At 71.5% G+C, this 18,761-nt stretch carries 14 protein-coding genes; 5 read left to right on the forward strand and 9 right to left on the reverse strand.

Going from position 1 to position 18,761, the window contains the following annotated elements:
• The first annotated feature begins 20 nt into the window (after positions 1–20).
• Positions 21–815 carry an ABC transporter permease gene (locus tag AC07DC_RS21205; protein ID WP_478915996.1) on the forward strand — a complete coding sequence of 265 codons (795 nt, stop codon included), beginning with the start codon at positions 21–23 and terminating at the stop codon, positions 813–815.
• Positions 816–929: 114 nt separating this feature from the next.
• Here AC07DC_RS21205 and greA read toward each other — a convergent pair whose 3' ends face one another.
• On the reverse strand, positions 930–1,427 hold the full coding sequence (greA, locus tag AC07DC_RS21210) for a transcription elongation factor GreA (RefSeq protein ID WP_250977451.1): 498 nt from the start codon (positions 1,425–1,427) through the stop codon (positions 930–932).
• A gap of 141 nt (positions 1,428–1,568) precedes the next feature.
• Positions 1,569–1,979 carry a DUF4307 domain-containing protein gene (locus tag AC07DC_RS21215; protein ID WP_478915933.1) on the reverse strand — a complete coding sequence of 137 codons (411 nt, stop codon included), beginning with the start codon at positions 1,977–1,979 and terminating at the stop codon, positions 1,569–1,571.
• A gap of 115 nt (positions 1,980–2,094) precedes the next feature.
• Here AC07DC_RS21215 and mca point away from each other — a divergent pair, with 115 nt between their 5' ends.
• Both mca and AC07DC_RS21225 read left to right on the forward strand, forming a co-directional pair.
• Entirely contained in the window at positions 2,095–2,967 is an 873-nt protein-coding gene (gene mca / locus AC07DC_RS21220; RefSeq protein ID WP_478915934.1) for a mycothiol conjugate amidase Mca, read from the forward strand.
• 48 nt (positions 2,968–3,015) lie between these two features.
• Positions 3,016–3,300 carry a hypothetical protein gene (locus AC07DC_RS21225; protein WP_478915935.1) on the forward strand — a complete coding sequence of 95 codons (285 nt, stop codon included), beginning with the start codon at positions 3,016–3,018 and terminating at the stop codon, positions 3,298–3,300.
• A 63-nt stretch (positions 3,301–3,363) separates the two neighbouring features.
• Here the strand turns inward: AC07DC_RS21225 and AC07DC_RS21230 are convergent, their stop codons facing one another.
• Positions 3,364–6,555, reverse strand: a complete 3,192-nt coding sequence (locus AC07DC_RS21230; protein WP_478915997.1) for a tetratricopeptide repeat protein — start codon at positions 6,553–6,555, stop codon at positions 3,364–3,366.
• 145 nt (positions 6,556–6,700) lie between these two features.
• Between AC07DC_RS21230 and AC07DC_RS21235 the strand changes: the two genes are divergently transcribed.
• Complete coding sequence (locus AC07DC_RS21235; protein ID WP_478915936.1) at positions 6,701–8,740, forward strand: thioredoxin domain-containing protein; 2,040 nt, start codon at positions 6,701–6,703, stop codon at positions 8,738–8,740.
• Positions 8,741–8,798: 58 nt separating this feature from the next.
• Here AC07DC_RS21235 and AC07DC_RS21240 read toward each other — a convergent pair whose 3' ends face one another.
• The 3 genes from AC07DC_RS21240 to trhA form a co-directional block, all read right to left on the reverse strand.
• Positions 8,799–9,431 carry an acyl-CoA-like ligand-binding transcription factor gene (locus AC07DC_RS21240; RefSeq protein WP_478915937.1) on the reverse strand — a complete coding sequence of 211 codons (633 nt, stop codon included), beginning with the start codon at positions 9,429–9,431 and terminating at the stop codon, positions 8,799–8,801.
• Between the two features lie 5 nt (positions 9,432–9,436).
• Positions 9,437–11,095, reverse strand: a complete 1,659-nt coding sequence (locus tag AC07DC_RS21245; RefSeq protein ID WP_478915938.1) for a DHA2 family efflux MFS transporter permease subunit — start codon at positions 11,093–11,095, stop codon at positions 9,437–9,439.
• 258 nt (positions 11,096–11,353) lie between these two features.
• Entirely contained in the window at positions 11,354–12,052 is a 699-nt protein-coding gene (trhA, locus tag AC07DC_RS21250; protein ID WP_478915939.1) for a PAQR family membrane homeostasis protein TrhA, read from the reverse strand.
• A gap of 273 nt (positions 12,053–12,325) precedes the next feature.
• Between trhA and AC07DC_RS21255 the strand changes: the two genes are divergently transcribed.
• Complete coding sequence (locus AC07DC_RS21255; protein WP_478915940.1) at positions 12,326–14,137, forward strand: phosphoenolpyruvate carboxykinase (GTP); 1,812 nt, start codon at positions 12,326–12,328, stop codon at positions 14,135–14,137.
• Between the two features lie 293 nt (positions 14,138–14,430).
• On the opposite strand, the gene AC07DC_RS21260 is transcribed toward AC07DC_RS21255, so the two are convergent.
• From AC07DC_RS21260 to AC07DC_RS21270, 3 genes are all read right to left on the reverse strand, one after another.
• Positions 14,431–15,645, reverse strand: coding sequence for a pyridoxal phosphate-dependent aminotransferase (locus AC07DC_RS21260; protein ID WP_478915941.1), 1,215 nt, complete (start codon positions 15,643–15,645; stop codon positions 14,431–14,433).
• 158 nt (positions 15,646–15,803) lie between these two features.
• Positions 15,804–17,414, reverse strand: a complete 1,611-nt coding sequence (locus AC07DC_RS21265) for an N-acyl-D-amino-acid deacylase family protein (protein WP_478915942.1) — start codon at positions 17,412–17,414, stop codon at positions 15,804–15,806.
• Positions 17,415–17,458: 44 nt separating this feature from the next.
• Positions 17,459–18,736 (reverse strand): amino acid deaminase, encoded by a 1,278-nt coding sequence (locus AC07DC_RS21270; RefSeq protein WP_478915943.1) that lies wholly within the window; start codon positions 18,734–18,736, stop codon positions 17,459–17,461.
• Positions 18,737–18,761 lie beyond the last annotated feature (25 nt).

The following is an 18,761-nucleotide window of genomic DNA, read 5'->3' on the forward strand; positions in this document are numbered from 1 at the left end:
CGCGGTCCGGCGGCGGGGTCATGCAGTCCGTCCGGGACTCGCTGGTCATCGCCAAGCGCAATCTGATCCGGATGACCCGCATCCCGGAGATGATCATTTTCGGGCTGATCCAGCCGATCATGTTCGTGGTGCTGTTCACCTACGTGTTCGGCGGCTCCATGAAGGTCGGCGGCAGTACCGACCCCGCCACGTACAAGGAATTCCTGATGGCGGGCATCTTCGCCCAGACCGTCACCTTCGCCACGGCGGGCGCCGGCGCGGGCATCGCCGACGACATGAACAAGGGCCTCATCGACCGCTTCCGGTCACTGCCCATGGCACGCGGCGCGGTCCTCACCGGACGCACCCTCGCCGACCTGGTGCAGACGATGCTGACCGTCATCGTGCTGGCCGTCGTCGCCCTGATCGTCGGATGGCGCGTCCACGAGGGCATCCCCAAGATGCTCGGCGCCTTCGGGCTGCTGCTCCTGCTGGGCTACGCCTTCTCCTGGATCGGTGCGCTCATCGGCCTGTCGGTCCGCACCCCGGAGGCGGCCACCTCCGGTGGTCTGATCTGGCTGTTCCCCGTGACGTTCATTTCCAACGCTTTCGCGGACACCACCAACATGACGCCCTGGCTGCGCCACATCGCCGAATGGAACCCGTTCAGCGCCACGGTGCAGGCCTGCCGGCAGCTGTTCGGCAATCCGGGCGTCTCGCAGTCCGACGCCTGGCCGATGCAGCACGCCGTATGGGCGTCGTTGCTCTGGTCCGTCCTGATCCTCGTGGTGTTCCGCACCCTGGCGGTGCGCAAGTACCGTTCCGCGACCGCCTGACCCGGACGACCGCCGAGTCACCCCGTAACGCAGGACGGGCTCCCCGCCGTACCCATGGCGGGGAGCCCGTCCTGCGTTCGTTCGTCCCGGGAAGGTCGGCCCCGGGCGGGAAGGTCAGCCCCGGTGCGGCTTGACCGAGAGGATCTTCACGGAGGACTTCTTGCCGTTCGGCAGCTCGTAGACGGCGTCCTCGCCGGCCTTCTTACCGCTCACGCCCTTGCCCAGCGGGGACTGGGGCGAGTACGTCTCCAGGGTGTCGCTCACGTATTCGCGCGAGCCCACCAGGAAGGTCATGGTGTCGTCCGGGTCGCCGTCGAAGGCGATCGTCACGACCATGCCGGGCGCGACCACGCCGGTGTCGGCCGGCGCCTCGCCGACCTTGGCACGCTCCAGCAGCTGGGTCAGCTGGCGGACCCGCAGCTCCTGCTTGCCCTGATCCTCGCGTGCCGCGTGGTAACCGGCGTTCTCCTTGAGGTCGCCCTCCTGGCGGGCTTCCTCGATCTTGGCGATGATCAGAGCGCGTGCCGGACCCGACAGGTACTCCAGCTCGGCCTTGAGCTGGTCGTACGCCTCCTGGGTCAGCCAGGTGACGCTCTCGCTGGTCTGGGTCACTGGTGCTCCTCGTAGGTACATGGGTCTGCGTCGAAGTGCCTTGCCATCGCGTGGCGGGGCGAAACCTGGAGCCTAACAATTCCGGCACCCACACGGGAGCGGGAAATTGCCAGTGTGTCGTCGTAGCAGGTCAGCGGCAGGTCAGCCCTGGTCCGCCGGCTTGCAGCCGAGCAGCTCAGCGGTCTCCCCGCGGTGCGTGGTGCGCATGGTCACCACGGTATCGACCTGTTTCTTGTGGTCGCGCAGGGTCACGTCCATGCGTCCCACCTCAGTGTGGTCCTCGTCCACCGAGCGCAGCGTGCACACGGCGACCGTTCCGGCGTCCTTGCGGACCTCCAGATGGATCTCCACGGCCTGGTCGGAGACGGCCCGGGACTTGATCACTTCGCCGCTCACGTCCGTGCCCGCGACCGAGTGCCAGCCGAACCAACCGACCCCGCCCAGTGCCAGCACGCCCAGCACCAGGCCGATGATCTTCAGTCGCCGGTCGGCCCGCGCGTCGGCGCCGCGTCCGTAGCGCCCTTCGGGCAGCCCCTCGCGCACCGCAGCCATGATCGTTCCTTCCGGTGGGGGCCATGGAATTAAATGCCCCCTCGCTTCGGTCACTATAGGAGGCGCCCTTTACACGGAACGAGGGGGCCACTACTGATGACTAGAGGATCCAGCCTTGACTGAGCAGCTGCGACTGATGGCCGTCCATGCCCACCCCGACGACGAGTCGAGCAAGGGCGCGGCCACCATGGCCAAGTACGTGTCCGAGGGGGTGGACGTACTGGTCGCCACCTGCACCGGCGGAGAACGCGGCTCGGTGCTCAACCCCAAGCTCCAGGGTGATCCTTATATCGAGGAGCACATTCACGAGGTCCGCGCCAAGGAGATGGACGAGGCCCGCGAGATCCTGGGCGTCAAGCAGTCCTGGCTCGGCTTCGTCGACTCCGGCCTCCCCGAGGGCGACCCGCTGCCCCCGCTGCCCGACGGCTGTTTCGCCGTACAGGACGTCGAGGAGGCCGCCGGGGCCCTGGTGAAGCTGATCCGCGAGTTCAAGCCGCAGGTGATCACCACCTACGACGAGAACGGCGGCTACCCGCACCCCGACCACATCATGACCCACAAGATCTCCATGGTCGCCTTCGAGGCGGCGGGCGACCCGGAGCGCTACCCCGACGCCGGCGAGCCGTGGACGCCGCAGAAGCTCTACTACAACCAGGGCTTCAACCGGGCCCGCACCGTCGCCATGCACGAGGCGCTGCTCGCCCGCGGCCTGGAGTCCCCGTACGCGGAGTGGCTGGAGCGCTGGAAGGAGTTCGACCGCCCCGAGCGGCAGATCAGCACCCACGTGCCCTGCGCCGACTTCTTCGAGATCCGTGACAAGGCGCTGCTCGCGCACGCCACCCAGATCGACCCGGACGGGGCCTGGTTCCACGTCCCCATGGAGATCCAGCAGGAGGTCTGGCCGACCGAGGACTACGAGCTCGCCAAGTCGCTCGTGGACACCTCACTCCCCGAGAACGACCTCTTCGCGGGCATCCGGCAGCTCTAGAGCCCCGCCCGTGTTCCGCCGGACAGGCCCTAGCGCACAATGGGTACCGTGATTGCCTCCCACGCACTGACCCAGTACGTCCCGCTCGCCGCTCAGGAGCTGGACAACAACAAGGTGACGCCCGGTCTCATCGGCTTTGTGATCTTCGCGGCGATCGCGCTGTCGCTGTGGGCGCTGATGAAGAACATGGGCAAGCAGTTCAAGAAGATCGACTTCGAAGAGGCCCCGGACCCCACCGGCGCGCCGGCGGCCCCGAAGCCGTCGCGGGGTCTGCGGGCGCACCGGGAAGCGCAGGCCGCGGCCCAGGCGTCCCAGGACCACCAGGCTTCGTAGCGCGCCCGGGCGCCGGCCGGGCCGGCCGCACACCGGCCCGACCGGCGCTTCCGCGTGCCGCCCTCAGGGCGTGATCGGCAGCAGGTCCATGACCATGCGCGCGGAGCGTCGCGGCATCATGCCCAGCCGCCACGCCTCCCAGCTGCCGCCGGGCGCGGCCGTACCGCGCTCCAGCAGCACCGAGTAGGCCTCGGCGTACTCCTCCAGGTCCGGGTCGCGGCCGGGGTAGTGCGCGGCCAGCAGGGTGCGCAGCGTCTCCAGGGCCTGGCCGGCCCCTGGCTCGGACAGCAGGGGCTCGACGGTGCAGCGCAGGAAGACCGCCCAGTCCTCGCCACGCCGGTCGCCCAGGTCGGCGAAGAGCTCGCGGGCCTCGTCCAGCAGCGTGAGGGCCTCGACGAAGCGGTTGTTGCCCGCGTCGATCACCGCGAGTTCCACGCAGGACCACGCCTCGCCGTGCTCGACGCCGATGCGCCGGAAGTCCTGCCGGGCGTCCTGGAGCAGCTGGCGGGCGAAGCCGCTGTTGCGGAGGTTGCCGGTGCGTACGGCCCGCTGGTCGCGGGTGACGCGGGCCGAGTGGTGGCGGGCGCAGGCGAGCCCGTACACGTCCCGCATCCGGCTGAACATGGAACGGGCCCGCTCCAGGGTGCGCAGCGCCTGGTCGCTGTTGCCGGACTCCTCCAGGGCGTGCCCCAGGTAGTACAGCGTCCAGGCCTCGCCGCGGGCGTCCTCGCAGGCCCGGTGGCGGACGAGTGCCTCGTCGAGCTCCCGGGTGGCCTCCTGGGCGTCGCCGCGCTGCAGGGTGGCGCGGGCGAGCTGGGTGCGGGTCCAGGCGGCGCCGCGCTGGTCGCGGGTGAGCGCGTAGCACTGGCCCGCGCTGCGCAGTTCGGCCTCGCCCTCGTCGACCGCGCCGAGCCGCAGATGGACCTGCCCGAGCTGGAGATGGGCCCAGGCCTGCCCGCTGACGCTCTCGTTCTGCCGGTGCAGTTCGAGGGATTCGAGCAGCAGCGGCAGTGCCTTGCCGAGCTGCCCCATGTCGCGCAGCACGGCCGCCAGCGCGTGCAGCGTCCAGGCCCGGTCCTCGCCCAGCTCCGGCGCCGCCTGCAGCACCAGCGCCTCACGGAGCTTGACCTCCGCCTCCCGCAGATTGCCCTGGTGGTGCAGGGTGATGCCGAGGCTGCCGAGCGCCCGGGCGGCGCCCGCCGGATGCTGCGCCTCGAAGTACAGGTCGACGACGGAGCTGAGGGTGGAACGCGCCTTGTCGAGCTCGCCCAGCTGCCGGGCCGCGATGCCGGTGCGCCACTGCACGGACCGCACCAGGATGTTCTGCTCCTCGTCCGGGTCGGCCTTGGACGCCTGCGCCAGCTCGCTGATCTCCCCGAGCCGGTACAGGTCGCCGCGCAGCAGGCAGTAGTCGCACAGCGCGCCGAGCAGAGCCTGGACGACGGTACGGTCCACGCCCTCGGCGTGCCGCAGCGCGGCGGTGATGAAGCTGGACTCGTCGTCGAGCCAGCGCAGCGCCATTTCGAGCGAGGCGAAACCGTGGGCCCCGAAACGCCCGGCCCGGGTGGACGTCTTGCCCTCGACGAGGCGGATCACGGCGTTGGCCAGCTCCGCGTAGCTGCGGATCAGCCGCTCGTGGGCGGCGGCGCGCTCGGCCGGGTCCTCCTCGTCCAGCAGCCGCGCGTGCGCGAAGCGGCGTACGAGGTCGTGCGGCTTGTAGCGGCTGCCGCGGATGTGCTCGATCAGTCCGGCCCGCGCCAGCTCCTCCAGCCGGCGGGCGGCCTCCTGCTCGTCGGTGGCCAGCAGCGCGGCGGCGGCCGCCGCGCCGAAGCTGGCCCGCCCGGCGAGCGCGAGCCGGCGCAGCAGCTTCCGGGTCGGCTCGGGTTGGTCGCGGTGGCGCAGCGCGAGGATCCGCTCGACGGCCTCCTGCGGGCCGTACGCCTCCAGGTCGGCGGCGAGCCCGGCGGCCGTGCCGTGGTCGGGCAGGGCCGCGCCGGCTATCCGCAGCGCGAGCGGCAGGCCGTCGCAGAGCCCGCGCAGCCGTTCGGACTCCACGGAGGTGGGCTCGGGCGCCTTCGCGGTCCTGGCCAACTCGCCGAGCAGCTCGTAGGTCTCGTCGGCGCCGAGCGGGCCGACGGGCAGGCTGTGCACCCACGCGTTCGGCAGATCCAGCGAGAGCGGCTCGCGGGCGGTGACCAGCACCAGCGCCTCGGACCGCTCGGGGACCAGCATCCGTACCTGTTCGGCGTCGGAGGCGTCGTCGAGCACGATCGTCACCGGCGTACCCGTCAGATGCTTCTGGTACTGGTCGGCGAGGCGCCGCAGGTGCTGCTCGTGGTTGGGGCGCTCCCGGAACAGCAGCTGCTCGCGGGGCGCGCCGAGCCGGTTGAGCAGGTGCAGCAGCGCGTCCCGGGTCGGCAGCGGGCGTTCGTCCAGGGCCCCGCCTCGCAGGTCCACCACGCACGAGCCGCGGAACTGGTCGCGCAGCTGGCGGGCGGCGCGCACCGCGAGGGTGGTCGCCCCGGCGCCGGCCGGTCCGTGCAGGACGACGACGGTCGGCTTGCTCTCCGTGGACACCCGCGCCTGGTGCACCCACTGCGCGATCTGCGCGACCTGCTTGCGGCGGCCGGCGAACGGGCCGTCCGCGGAGGGGAGCTGGCCGAACGACTGCTCCAGCACCGCCCGGGTCCTGGCGGCGGCGCTGCGGTCGGTGCGGCGGGGCGCCGGGACCTGGTGCCGGTTGCTCGCCGCGGCGCTGGGGGCGGTCCGCGAGGCGGCGGCCGCCGCCGTCGCCCGGCTCCGGTGCTGTTCGAGAAAGGGCCGGATACCGCGCTGCTCCACCGCGTCCAGCCAGCGCAGCCGGTACGGGGCCGGGTCGTCGGCCGCCGCGGCGGAGTCGGGCCGCGGCCGTGCCGTGCCCCTGAGCCCGACGGCCACCGCCCCGACCGCCCCGGCGGCCAGCCCGGTGGTGAGGGACGCCCCGGCCGACAGCTTCTGGCCGATCACGTCCACCGCGAACGCGGTCGCCCCGACCGCGCCGGCGGTGATCGCGCCGGTCGTGACCGTCTCGCGGCTGAACCGTCCGGCGAGCCGGGCCTGCCCGGCGGGCCCGGCGCCGGTGGCGCGCAGATAGAGCGCGTACTCCTCGGCCGCCTGCGCCATGATCTCGTCCAGCGAGGCCAGCGCCCGCTGGAGCAGCCGCTCGGCGTCCGCCGGCGTACTGCCACGCGCCTCCTCGACCACGGCCAGCTTCAGCCGGTTCTCGACCTCCGCCCGGTCCCTCCCGGACGGCTTCGCCGGCTCTGGCGCTTCATTCACGTAGCTCCCCCTCGGTCGCCCGCCCGCCCCAAGTGTCCTGCCGTACACGTCGCGGAGCGACACCGTGTGTGAGGGTGGGTACATGGCCAATCGACTCAGCCGTTCCACCTCTCCCTACCTCCTGCAGCACGCCGACAACCCTGTGGACTGGTGGCCGTGGGGTGCGGAGGCGTTTGCCGCGGCTCGCGAGCGGGGGGTGCCGGTGCTGCTCAGCGTCGGTTACAGCAGTTGCCACTGGTGCCATGTGATGGCGCACGAATCGTTCGAGGACGAGACGGTCGCGGCCTACCTCAACGAGCACTTCGTGCCGGTGAAGGTGGACCGCGAGGAGCGGCCGGACGTCGACGCCGTCTACATGGAGGCGGTGCAGGCGGCGACCGGGCAGGGCGGCTGGCCCATGACGGTGTTCCTGACCCCGGGCGCCGAGCCGTTCTACTTCGGCACGTACTTCCCGCCCGAGCCGCGCCACGGCATGGCCTCGTTCCAGCAGGTGCTGGAAGGCGTGCAGGCGGCCTGGCGGGACCGCAGGGACGAGGTCGACGAGGTCGCCGCGCGGATCGTCAAGGATCTCGGCGAGCGGCAGAGCGCCTACGGGGCGTCGGTGACACCCGGCGCCAAGGAGCTCGACGCCGCGCTGCTCGGCCTGGCCCGGGAGTACGACGCCGACACCGGCGGCTTCGGCGGTGCGCCGAAGTTCCCGCCGTCCATGGCCGTGGAGTTCCTGCTCCGCCACCACGCCCGCACCGGCTCGGACGACGCCCTGCGGATGGCGGCCGACACCTGCGAGGCGATGGCCCGCGGCGGCATCTACGACCAGCTGGGCGGCGGCTTCGCCCGGTACTCGGTGGACCGGAATTGGACCGTGCCGCACTTCGAGAAGATGCTCTACGACAACGCGCTGCTGTGCCGCGTCTACGCGCACCTGTGGCGCTCCACCGGCTCGGAGCTCGCGCGCCGCGTCGCGCTCGAGACCGCCGACTTCATGGTGCGCGAACTGCGCACGGAGGAGGGCGGGTTCGCGTCCGCCCTCGACGCCGACAGCGACCGCGCCGACGGTTCGCACGCCGAAGGGGCGTTCTACGCCTGGACGCCGGCGGAGCTGCGGGAGGCGCTGGGCGAGCAGGACGCGGCGTTCGCCGCCGCGCACTTCGGCGTGACGCCGGAGGGCACCTTCGAGGAGGGCGCCTCCGTACTCCAGTTGGCGGCGGACGGAGCGGCGGCCGACGCGGACCGCGTCGCGTCGATCCGCGAGCGGCTGCTCGCGGCGCGCGAGGAGCGGCCGCGCCCCGGCCGCGACGACAAGGTCGTCGCCGCCTGGAACGGCCTGGCCATCGCGGCGCTCGCCGAGACCGGCGCGTACTTCGACCGCCCCGACCTGGTCCGGGCCGCGCTGGACGCGGCCGACGTGCTGGTGCGGGTCCACATGGACAACTCCGGCCGCCTCTGCCGCACCTCGCGCGACGGCGTCGCGGGCGACAACTCCGGGGTGCTGGAGGACTACGCGGATGTCGCCGAGGGCTTCCTCGCGCTCGCCGCGGTCACCGCCGAGGGCGTCTGGCTGGACTTCGCGGGGCTCTTCCTCGACTCGGTGCTGCACCACTTCGCCGCCCCCGACGGAACGCTCTACGACACCGCGGACGACGCGGAGGCGCTCATCCGGCGCCCGCAGGACCCGACCGACAACGCCACCCCGTCCGGGTGGACGGCGGCGGCCGGGGCAATGCTGTCGTACGCCGCCCACACCGGGTCGAGCGCCCATCGCGAGGCGGCGGAGCGTGCCCTGGGCGTCGTGGGGGCGCTGGCGCCGCGCGCGCCGCGCTTCATCGGCTGGGGGCTCGCCGTCGCCGAGGCCGCTCTGGACGGCCCCCGGGAGATCGCCGTGGTCGGTGCGCCCGACGACCCGGCCACCGCCGCGCTGCACCGGACGGCGCTGCTGGCCACGGCCCCCGGCGCCGTCGTCGCGCCCGGCGCGCCCGGCAGCGGCGAGTTCCCCCTGCTGCACGAGCGGCCCCTCGTCGGGGAGCTGCCGGCGGCCTACGTCTGCCGGCACTTCGTCTGCGACGCGCCGACCACGGATCCGGCCGCGCTGGCCGCGATGGTGGGAGCGCCTCCCGGAGGGTGAGGCCGCGCCCCCGTAGCTCCCGCTCAGAGGGTGAGGCCTCGCTCCGGTAGGCCTTCGCTCAGAGGGTGAGGCCGCGCTCCAGCACGTCCAGGGTGCGCTCGACGACGTCGATGAGTTCGCCCTCCTGGTCGTGCTCGCCCCAGTGCATCATGGCCTCCTGGAAGGCGCCGAGCACCGCCCCGGTGAAGATCCGCAGCTCCAGGTCGTCCACCGGGCGGCCGGTGCGCTCGGCGAGGACGCCGGCGAGGATCCGGCCGGTCGCCGACATGCTCTCCATGGAGCGGGCCCGGACGGCCGGCACGTCCCGCAGCAGCTTGGCCCGCGCGCTGAGGTCCGCGCGTTCCTGCGGGTCCTCGCAGATGGCACGCAGCGATTCCAGGAAGGCGTGCCGGATCGCCCGGAGCGGGGACTCGGCGGCCGGGCGGGACCGGATCGCCACCTCGATCATCGGGTCGTACTCGTCCGTGAGGACGATGTCCTCCTTGGTGGGGAAGTACCGGAAGACGGTGCTCGGGGAGACGTCGGCGGCCTCGGCGATCCGGTCGACGGGCGTGGCGTCGTACCCCTGCTCCTCGAAGAGCCGGTACGCGGCCCTGCGGATCGCCTGGCGGGTCTGGATCTTCTTCCGCTCCCGCAGGCCGATCTTCGGCGGGGCGGCGGGAGCGGTGGCGGCCGTCGTACGTGCGGACATGCCCATCATTGTCCGGCATCGGCGGGCAGCGCGGCCACCGGCGGTACGGCCCCGGATCCGCTCCCGGCACCCGCGTCCGCACCCGCGTCGGCACCTGAGTCGGCGTCGGTTCGGGAACCGGCACCCGCACCCGCGCCCGAGTCCGAGTTCGAGTCCGAGTCGGCGTCCGTTCCGGTCCCGGTATCGGTCGTGGTGTCGGCGGTGGGCCTGGGCAGCAGCGTCGCGGTCAGCAGCGCCGCTACGAGGGCGGTGATGCCGCAGACCAGCAGGACGGTCGACATGCCGTGGACGTACGCGGCGTCCGCCGCGGCCGCGAGCCGGGTGTCGCCCAGCTTGCCGGCCACCGCGTGGGCCGCGACGACGGAGTCGGCGGCGGCGCGCGGCGCCCCGGCCGGCAGCCGGTCGGCGTAGGCGCTGACCAGCAGCGAGCCGAGCAGCGCGATCCCGATCGCGGCGCCCACCTGCCGTACGGTGCTCAGCAGCCCCGAGCCGCTGCCCGCCCGGTCCCCGGGCAGTGCGCTGAGCGCCGCCGTCATGGCGGGGACCACCGCGAAGCCGAAGCCGAAGCCGACGACGGACAGCCACAGGGCGGTGAAGCCGTAGCCGCTGTCCACGGTGGTGCGGCTGCCGAGGAACGCCGCGAAGGCGAGCACCACCAGCCCGGCGCTGATCACCGCGCGGGCGCCGAACCGCTGGATGACGGTGGCGCTGCCCTTGGCGGCGAACATCACGCCGCCCATCATCGGCAGCAGCCGCAGGCCGGTGCCGAAGGCGTCGTTGCCGAGTACCGCCGTCAGGTACGGCGGGAGTACGAACATCAGCCCGGAGAAGATGAACATGCCCAGGGTCGCGGCGAGCGTGTTGAGCAGGAACGGGCGGTGGCCCAGCAGCGTCATGTCCAGCATCGGCCGGACCATGCGGCGTTCGCGCAGGACGAGGGCCGCGATCAGGACGGCGGCCCCGGCCAGCATCCCCACCACGACCGGGTCGGACCAGCCGCGGGCGGGCGCCTCGATGATCCCGTAGATCAGCGCGCCGAGACCGGCCGCGGTGAGCGCGGTGGAGACCGCGTCGACCTTGGGCGACGCCGGGTCGCGGGTCTCGGGCAGCAGGAAGACGCAGGCGATGATCCCGAAAGCGGCCATCGGGACGTTGATCAGGAAGACCGAGCCCCACCAGAAGTGGTTGAGCAGGAAGCCGCCGATGATCGGGCCGAGCGGCATCCCGAGCGCGGAGGCGGCGGTGACGATGCCGACCGCCTTGGCGCGCTCCTGGGGGGCGAAGAGCGACGGCAGCACGGCGAGGGCGAGCGGCATCACCAGCGCGCCGCCGATGCCCATGACCGCACGGGCGGCGATGACCGGTTCGACGCTGGTGGCGAGCGAGCCGACGAGCGAGCCGGCGAGGAAGATCCCGAGTCCGGTGACGAGCATCCTGCGGCGGCCGAAGCGGTCGCCCAGCAGCCCGGCCGGGAGCATCAGCGCGGCGAAGACGACGACGTAGGCGTCCGCCATCCACTGCTGCTCGCCGGTGGTGGCGCCGAGCTGGCCGGCCATCGTCGGGAGTGCCACGTTCAGGATCGTCATGTCGAAGCCGAGCACGAGCATGCTCGCGACCATGGCGCCGAGCGCCCACCAGCGCCTGGGGTCGAGCTGTGCGGTCATGACACTCCTCCGTCACATCTTTAAGAGTCGCTATCAAGTGATAGTAGCTCGCAAAAGATGGAGTCTGTCAATATCCGAAATGTAAGGGGTACGCAAAGGCGCCCGCGACCGGATCGGTCGCGGGCGCCTGCGATGAGTCTGCGGCGGGCCGTTGGGCGGTGCCTTGAGCGGGGCTTGAGCCGGGGTCCAGGGGGCACGTGAGGCGGGCTCCAGGGGGCCTGGCCGAGGTGGTGGGACAGGGTGGGGGCCCGGCCGCGGTTACGCGTGCTGGTACGCGACCAGCGAGATCCCGACGTAGTGGATGACGAACGCCGCCATCGTCAGGGAGTGGAACACCTCGTGGAAGCCGAACCAGCGGGGTGACGGATTGGGCCGCTTGAGGCCGTAGATGACGCCGCCCGCGCTGTACAGCAGTCCGCCGACGACCACCAGGACCAGCACCGCGATACCGCCGGTGCGCATGAAATCCGGCAGGAAGAAGACGGCCGCCCAGCCGAGCGCGATGTAGCAGGGGGTGTAGAGCCAGCGCGGGGCGCTGACCCAGAAGACCCGGAAGGCGATCCCGGCCAGCGCGCCCGCCCAGACGAACCACAGCAGCGGGGTCGCCTTGCTCGACGGCAGCAGCAGGATCGCGAGCGGTGTGTAACTGCCCGCGATGATCAGGAAGATGTTGGAGTGGTCCAGGCGACGCAGGATCGCCTCGCCTCTCGGGCCCCAGTTTCCGCGGTGGTAGAGGCCGCTCACGCCGAACAACGCGCAGGCGGTGACGGTGAAGACGGCGCACGCGATGCGACCCCGGGTGCTCTCCGCGAAGGCGGTCAGAACCACTCCCGCGATCAGTACCGCGGGGAACATACCCGCATGAATCCACCCTCTGAGCCGGGGCTTCAAGAGGGCGGGCGGGTCGAGCTCTTCTACGGCTTGGGGCACAGCGGAAGTCTCCTCGACGAGGTCCATAGCGTCAATGCTACCTACGGCTCCGTAGGTTACGGCGCCGTAGGTATGGCAGGTAGAAGTGGCGATGCTCACCCTTCGCGCCCTGGACAGATCGGGTTTTCTCCCCCGACACTCATATGAGTGAGGTCGGCACCGGATGAGCGGCCACGTGGCGTCCGGGTCGCAGCCCCCAAGGGGCCGAGGTAGTTCCACCATGCGGACAGCAGGACCAGAGTCCGCAAAACCCTCAAATCTGACGCCGAATCTGTGCAAATTCGGCGGGACGGAGCGATCGTGGCGCGCGAAATTGCGGCTCCCACCAATCACAAGGACCTGATCGCCTGGGTCGGCGAGATCGCCGAAATCACCCAGCCGGACGAGATCGTGTGGTGCGACGGCTCGGAGGCCGAGTACCAGCGCCTCTGTGACGACCTCGTGGCGAACGGCACCTTCAAGCAGCTCGACCCCAACAAGCGCCCGAACTCCTACTACGCCGCCTCCGACCCCACCGACGTCGCCCGGGTCGAGGACCGTACGTTCATCTGCTCCGAGCGTGAGCAGGACGCCGGCCCGACCAACCGCTGGAAAGCCCCCGCGGAGATGCACGAGATCTTCTCGGGCGACAAGGGCCTGTTCCGCGGCTCCATGCGCGGCCGCACCATGTACGTCGTCCCGTTCTGCATGGGCCCGGTCGGCTCGCCGCTCTCCGCCAACGGCGTCGAGATCACCGACTCCGCGTACGTCGCCGTCGCCATGCGCACCATGACCCGCATGGGCAAGGCCGTTCTGGACGACCTCGGCGAGGACGGCTTCTTCGTCAAGGCCGTGCACTCCGTCGGCGCGCCGCTCGCCGAGGGCCAGGCCGACGTGCCGTGGCCGTGCAGCACCACCAAGTACATCTCGCACTTCCCCGAGACCCGCGAGATCTGGTCCTACGGCTCCGGCTACGGCGGCAACGCCCTGCTCGGCAAGAAGTGCTACGCGCTGCGCATCGCCTCCGTCATGGCCCGCGACGAGGGCTGGCTCGCCGAGCACATGCTGATCCTCAAGCTGACTCCGCCGACGGGCGAGGCCAAGTACATCGCGGCCGCGTTCCCTTCGGCCTGCGGCAAGACCAACCTCGCGATGCTGCAGCCGACCATCCCCGGCTGGACCGTGGAGACCGTCGGTGACGACATCGCCTGGATGCGCTTCGGCGAGGACGGCCAGCTCTACGCGATCAACCCCGAGGCCGGCTTCTTCGGCGTCGCGCCCGGCACCGGCGACGACACCAACGCCAACGCCATGAAGACCATGTACGCCAACACGGTCTTCACCAACGTCGCCCTGACCGACGACGGTGACGTCTGGTGGGAGGGCATGACGGACGAGCCGCCGGCCCACCTCATCGACTGGAAGGGCAACGACTGGACGCCCGAGTCCGGCACCCCGGCCGCGCACCCCAACGCCCGGTTCGCCGTCCCGGCCTCGCAGTGCCCGACCATCGCGCCCGAGTGGGAGGACCCCAAGGGCGTCCCGATCTCCGCGATCCTCTTCGGTGGCCGCCGCGCCAGCGCGGTGCCGCTCGTCACGGAGTCCTTCGACTGGCAGCACGGCGTCTTCATCGGCTCCAACATCGCCTCGGAGAAGACCGCCGCCGCCGAGGGCAAGGTCGGCGAGCTGCGCCGCGACCCGTTCGCCATGCTGCCGTTCTGCGGCTACAACATGGGCGACTACTTCGGCCACTGGATCAAGATCGGCCAGCAGGCCGACGCCGCCAAGCTGCCGAAGATCTACTACGTCAACTGGTTCCGCAAGGACGCCGGCGGCCGCTTCGTGTGGCCGGGCTTCGGCGAGAACAGCCGCGTCCTGAAGTGGATCGTCGAGCGCCTCAACGGTGAGGGCGAGGGCGTCGAGACGCCCATCGGCATCCTCCCGGCCGCGGGCGCCCTCGACACCGAGGGGCTCGACATCTCGCAGGAGGACCTGGACCTGCTGCTCTCCGTCGACCTCGACGTCTGGCGCGACGAGGCCGGCCTCATCCCCGCCCACCTGGAGACCTTCGGCGACCACACGCCGAAGGAGCTGTGGGACGAGTACCGCGCACTGGTCGCGCGGCTCGGCTGACCCGCCTCCGGCGCGGCTCCCGTCTCACGGGGGCCCGTCGGGCTCGGCAAACATGAACTCGGGCGGCCCTCCCGCATGTGCGATGCGGGAGGCTGCCCGGTGGCGCGGCGCGCCCATCCGGTAGGCACCCCGACCAAGACCGTCTGCCGGACGGACCGATGCCAACCCTCACGCCGAGGGCCCGGTCACGACTCACGTCGTGACCGGGCCCTCGGGTGTTTTTTGGCGGGGCAGGCGGGGTACAGAAGGGGGTCGACGGCCGCGGCCGACACACCCCGCCGCCGGCGCGAGGGTTACGGCTGGCTGTAGCCGTCCAGGAAGCGGCCGATGCGGGTGCACGCCTCGGTCAGGTCGTCGGCGTACGGCAGCGTCACGATGCGGAAGTGGTCCGGCTCGTGCCAGTTGAAGCCGGTGCCGTGCACGACCATGATCTTCTCGGCGCGCAGCAGATCGAGGACCATCTGCCGGTCGTCCTTGATCTTGTAGACGTTCGGGTCCAGCCGCGGGAAGAGGTAGAGCGCCCCCTTCGGCTTGACGCAGGTGACGCCCGGGATCCGGGTGAGCGCGGCATGCGCGGCGTCGCGCTGCGCGAGCAGCCTGCCGCCGGGCAGCACGAGGCTGTTGATCGACTGGTGGCCGCCGAGCGCGGTGGCGATCGCGTGCTGGGCGGGCATGTTGGCGCACAGCCGCATGTTGGCCAGGATCGTCAGACCCTCGATGTAGCTGGAGGCGTGGGACTTGGGACCGCACACCGCCATCCAGCCGCTGCGGTACCCCGCCACCCGGTACGCCTTCGACAGCCCGTTGAACGTCAGTGTCAGCAGGTCGGGGGCGATGGCCGAGGTCGGGGTGTGGGTGGCGCCGTCGTACAGGATCTTGTCGTAGATCTCGTCGGAGCAGACGATCAGCTTGTGGCGACGGGCGATGTCCGTCAGGCCGCGCAGCATCTCGTCGTCGTACACCGCGCCCGTCGGGTTGTTCGGGTTGATGATGACGATGGCCTTGGTGCGGTCGGTGACCTTGCGCTCGATGTCGGCGAGGTCCGGCATCCAGTCGGCCTGCTCGTCGCAGCGGTAGTGCACCGCGGTGCCGCCGGCCAGCGAGACCGAGGCCGTCCACAGCGGGTAGTCGGGCGCGGGGACGAGCACCTCGTCGCCGTCGTCCAGCAGCGCCTGCATCGACATCTGGATGAGCTCGGAGACGCCGTTCCCGAGGTAGACGTCGTCGACATCCAGCGGGATGCCCTTGGTCTGGTAGTGCTGCATCACCGCGCGGCGCGCGGAGAGCAGGCCCTTCGCGTCGCCGTAGCCATGCGCGTCGCCAAGGGTGCGCAGCATGTCCTCAAGGATCTCGGGCGGGCACTCGAAACCGAAGGGCGCCGGATTGCCGGTGTTGAGCTTGAGGATGCGGTGGCCCGCCGCCTCGAGCCGCATCGCCTCTTCGAGGACCGGGCCCCGGATCTCGTAACAGACATTCGCGAGCTTCGTGGACTGGATCACCTGCTGCATGCCCGTCACCTTACGGGCGCGTACGGCTGCCCGCCCGGTGTTTTTCGCCACGTCGGGACGGCCGGAGCCCGCGCTGCCGCCGCACGGGGCTCCACACCGTTCACCCTGGCGGTCGACGCCGGCCGGGGGATGGGCAGGAACAGCCCGATGCGGCTGCGTCACACCCGCTCCCGCCGTACCGAGCGTCCGGCCAGCACATCCGTCCGGCGGCCGTCCTCGATGACGAAGCGGCCGTCGATGAGGACGTGCGGGATGCCCGTCGGCAGGACGCGCGGCGCATCGAAGGTGGAGCCGGCCGCCACCGTCGCCGGGTCGAAGAGCACCAGGTCCGCGCGGTAGCCCTCGCGGACCAGGCCCCGGTCGGCCAGCCGCAGCCGGGCGGCCGGGCGGGAGGTGAGGTGGGCGACGCACTCCTCCAGGGACAGGATGCCCAGATCGCGCACGTACTTCCCCAGGTACTCGGGGAAGGTCCCGTACGCGCGCGGATGCGGCTTGTCGCCCATCAGGATGCCGTCGCTGCCGCCGGTGTGGACGCGGTGCCGCATGATCGCCCGGACGTTCTCCTCGTGGCCGACGTGCTGCAGGATCGTCGACCCCAGCCGGTCGTCGATCAGCAGCCGCCGGGCCGTCACGAACGGCTCCTCGCCGCGCTCGGCCGCGATGCGCGCGACGGTCCTGCCGACGCAGCCCGCGAGTCCGGGGTCGCTCACCCCGGAGATCTCGATCGTCGACCAGTCCATCGGCACGCCGTGGCAGCCGTCCGCCCCGTCGACCTCCATGACGTGCCGGATCTTCTCCGCCGTCACGTCGTCCCGCAGCCGGGCGAGCGTCGCCTCCGGGCCACCCTCCGTCGCCCAGCTCGGCAGCATCGCCGCGAGCGTCGTACAGCCGGGGAGGTAGGGATAGGTGTCCAGCGAGATGTCGGAGCCCGCGTCCAGGGCCTGGTCCAGCAGTGCCAGCAGATCCGGCGCCTTTCCCTTGTTCACACCGAAGTTCATCGTGGCGTGCGCCAGGTGCAGGGCGCAGCCCGCGTCCCGGGTCAGCGCCACCATCTCCTCGTACGCCTGGAGCGCGCCCGCCCCGTACGAGCGGTGGTGCGGGCAGTAGTAGCCGTCGTACGCGGCCACCACCCGGCACAGCTCGGTGAGTTCGGCGTCCGACGCGTACATCCCCGGCGTGTACGTCAGCCCGGACGACAGGCCGACGGCGCCCTGTTCCAGCCCCTCCGCCACCAGCCGCTTCATCGTGGTGATCTCGGCCGCCGTGGCAGGGCGGTCCTCCCAGCCGAGCGCCAGCATCCGAACGGTGCCCTGCGGGACGAGGTACGCGGCGTTCACCGCGATGCCCCGGTCGAGGCGGTCCAGGTACTCGCCGACGCTGCGCCAGTCGAAGTCGATGTCCGAGCCGTCGCCGTTCCAGCCGGTGATCTGCGCGCGGACCTCGGCGAGGGTGCGGTCGTCGACCGGTGCGTACGACAGGCCGTCCTGCCCCAGCACCTCCAGCGTCACGCCCTGCGCGGCCTTCGCGGAGTGGTCGGGGTCCCGCAGCAGGGCCAGATCGCTGTGCGCGTGCATGTCGATGAAGCCGGGGGCGAGTGCCAGGCCGCCGGCATCCTCGACGCGGGTTCCGGTCAGCCGGATGTCCCCGAACCGCGCTTCGTCCTCGCGGCGGATCCGGGTGATCCGGCCCGCGTCGATGCCGACGTCGGCCCGGTAGGCGGTCTCCCCGCTTCCGTCGATGACGCTCACGTCGCGGAAAACGAGATCCATGCCGGTGCCTTTCCCGTGCTCGGTCTGCTGGTCGGGCCGGTGGGCTAGAAGAACGTGCGGATGTATTCCGTGACGGTGCCGTCCGCCTCGACCAGCGGCAGGAGCTTCCACTTGTCGAACGCCGTGCAGGGGTGGGAGAGGCCGAGACCGACCCACTCGCCGATCTCCAGCGCGGCGCCGGCGGCGATGGCGACGAACGCGTGCTGGTCCGACAGCGCCGTCACCGTCAGCCCGGTGGCGGGCCGCAGCGAACCGTCCGCGCCGCGGACGACCTGCGGTTCCGGCAGCCCGAGGTCGAAGGAGGCGTCGCGCTTGCCGGCGTTGAGGAAGGCGAGCGCGCCTTCCGGCTTGGAGATGACCTGGGCCCACAGCCGGAACGCGGGCTGGAGGGCGCCCTCCTGGGGGATGCGGTCGTGGAACGGGGTGATCTCGCGGTAGTGGCCGTCGTCGTGGGTGATGTAGGCGCCGGAGCGCAGCAGCTTGAGCAGCGGCTTCGAGAAGGCCGTCGCCTCGACCGGCTGGAACACCTCGGCGACCGTGTCGAACCAAGCGCTGCCGCCCGCACTGAGGATGATCTCGTCGGCGTCCGCGAAGCGCCCGGCGGCGTCGAAGTCCCGGGTGAGGGCGACGAGCCGGTTCAGCCAGTCACGGACGGTCTTCTGGGTCTTGACGGGGAGCTCGCCCTCGTACCCGGCGACACCGACCAGCCGCAGATGGCGGGCGGCCCCGACCGCGTCGGCGACCTCGGTGGCGGCCGCCGCACCGCGTACGCCGGTACGGCCGCCCTCCTCACCCAGCTCCACGACGACATCGACGGGGCGGACGGCATCCGCCAGTGCCGCGTCCATCAGTTCCACACCGCGTACGGAGTCGACGTAGCAGACGAAGCGGAAGTCCGGGTCGGCGGCGAGTTCGCCGGCGAGCCAGCGCAGCGCCGCGGCGTCGACCAACTCGTTGGCGAGGAAGATGCGTTGGACGCCGAAGGCGCGGTACACCCGGACCTGGGTGGGGACGGCGGCGGTGATGCCCCAGGCGCCGTAGGCGAGTTGGCGGGCGAAGAGCTGTGGCGCCATGGATGTCTTGCCGTGCGGGGCGAAGGCGAGTCCGTACTTCTCGGAGTAGCTCTCCATCAGCGCGAGATTGTGCTCCAGGGACTCGGCGGAGAGCGTGAGCACCGGAGTGGTGAAGCCGCCGTCGAAGAGCGAGCGCCGCTCGGCCGCCAGCTCGCCGAGGGTCAGCTCCGCGGCGTCCGGCGGCAGTCCCTTGAAGCGGTGGCCGACCCGCTCCTCGTGCAGCAGCTCGGTCGTCTTCGCGACGTCCATGGAACCTCCTGGAGAATCTCTGCGC

The sequence above is a fragment of the Streptomyces sp. NPDC045021 genome (genome assembly GCF_056432645.1).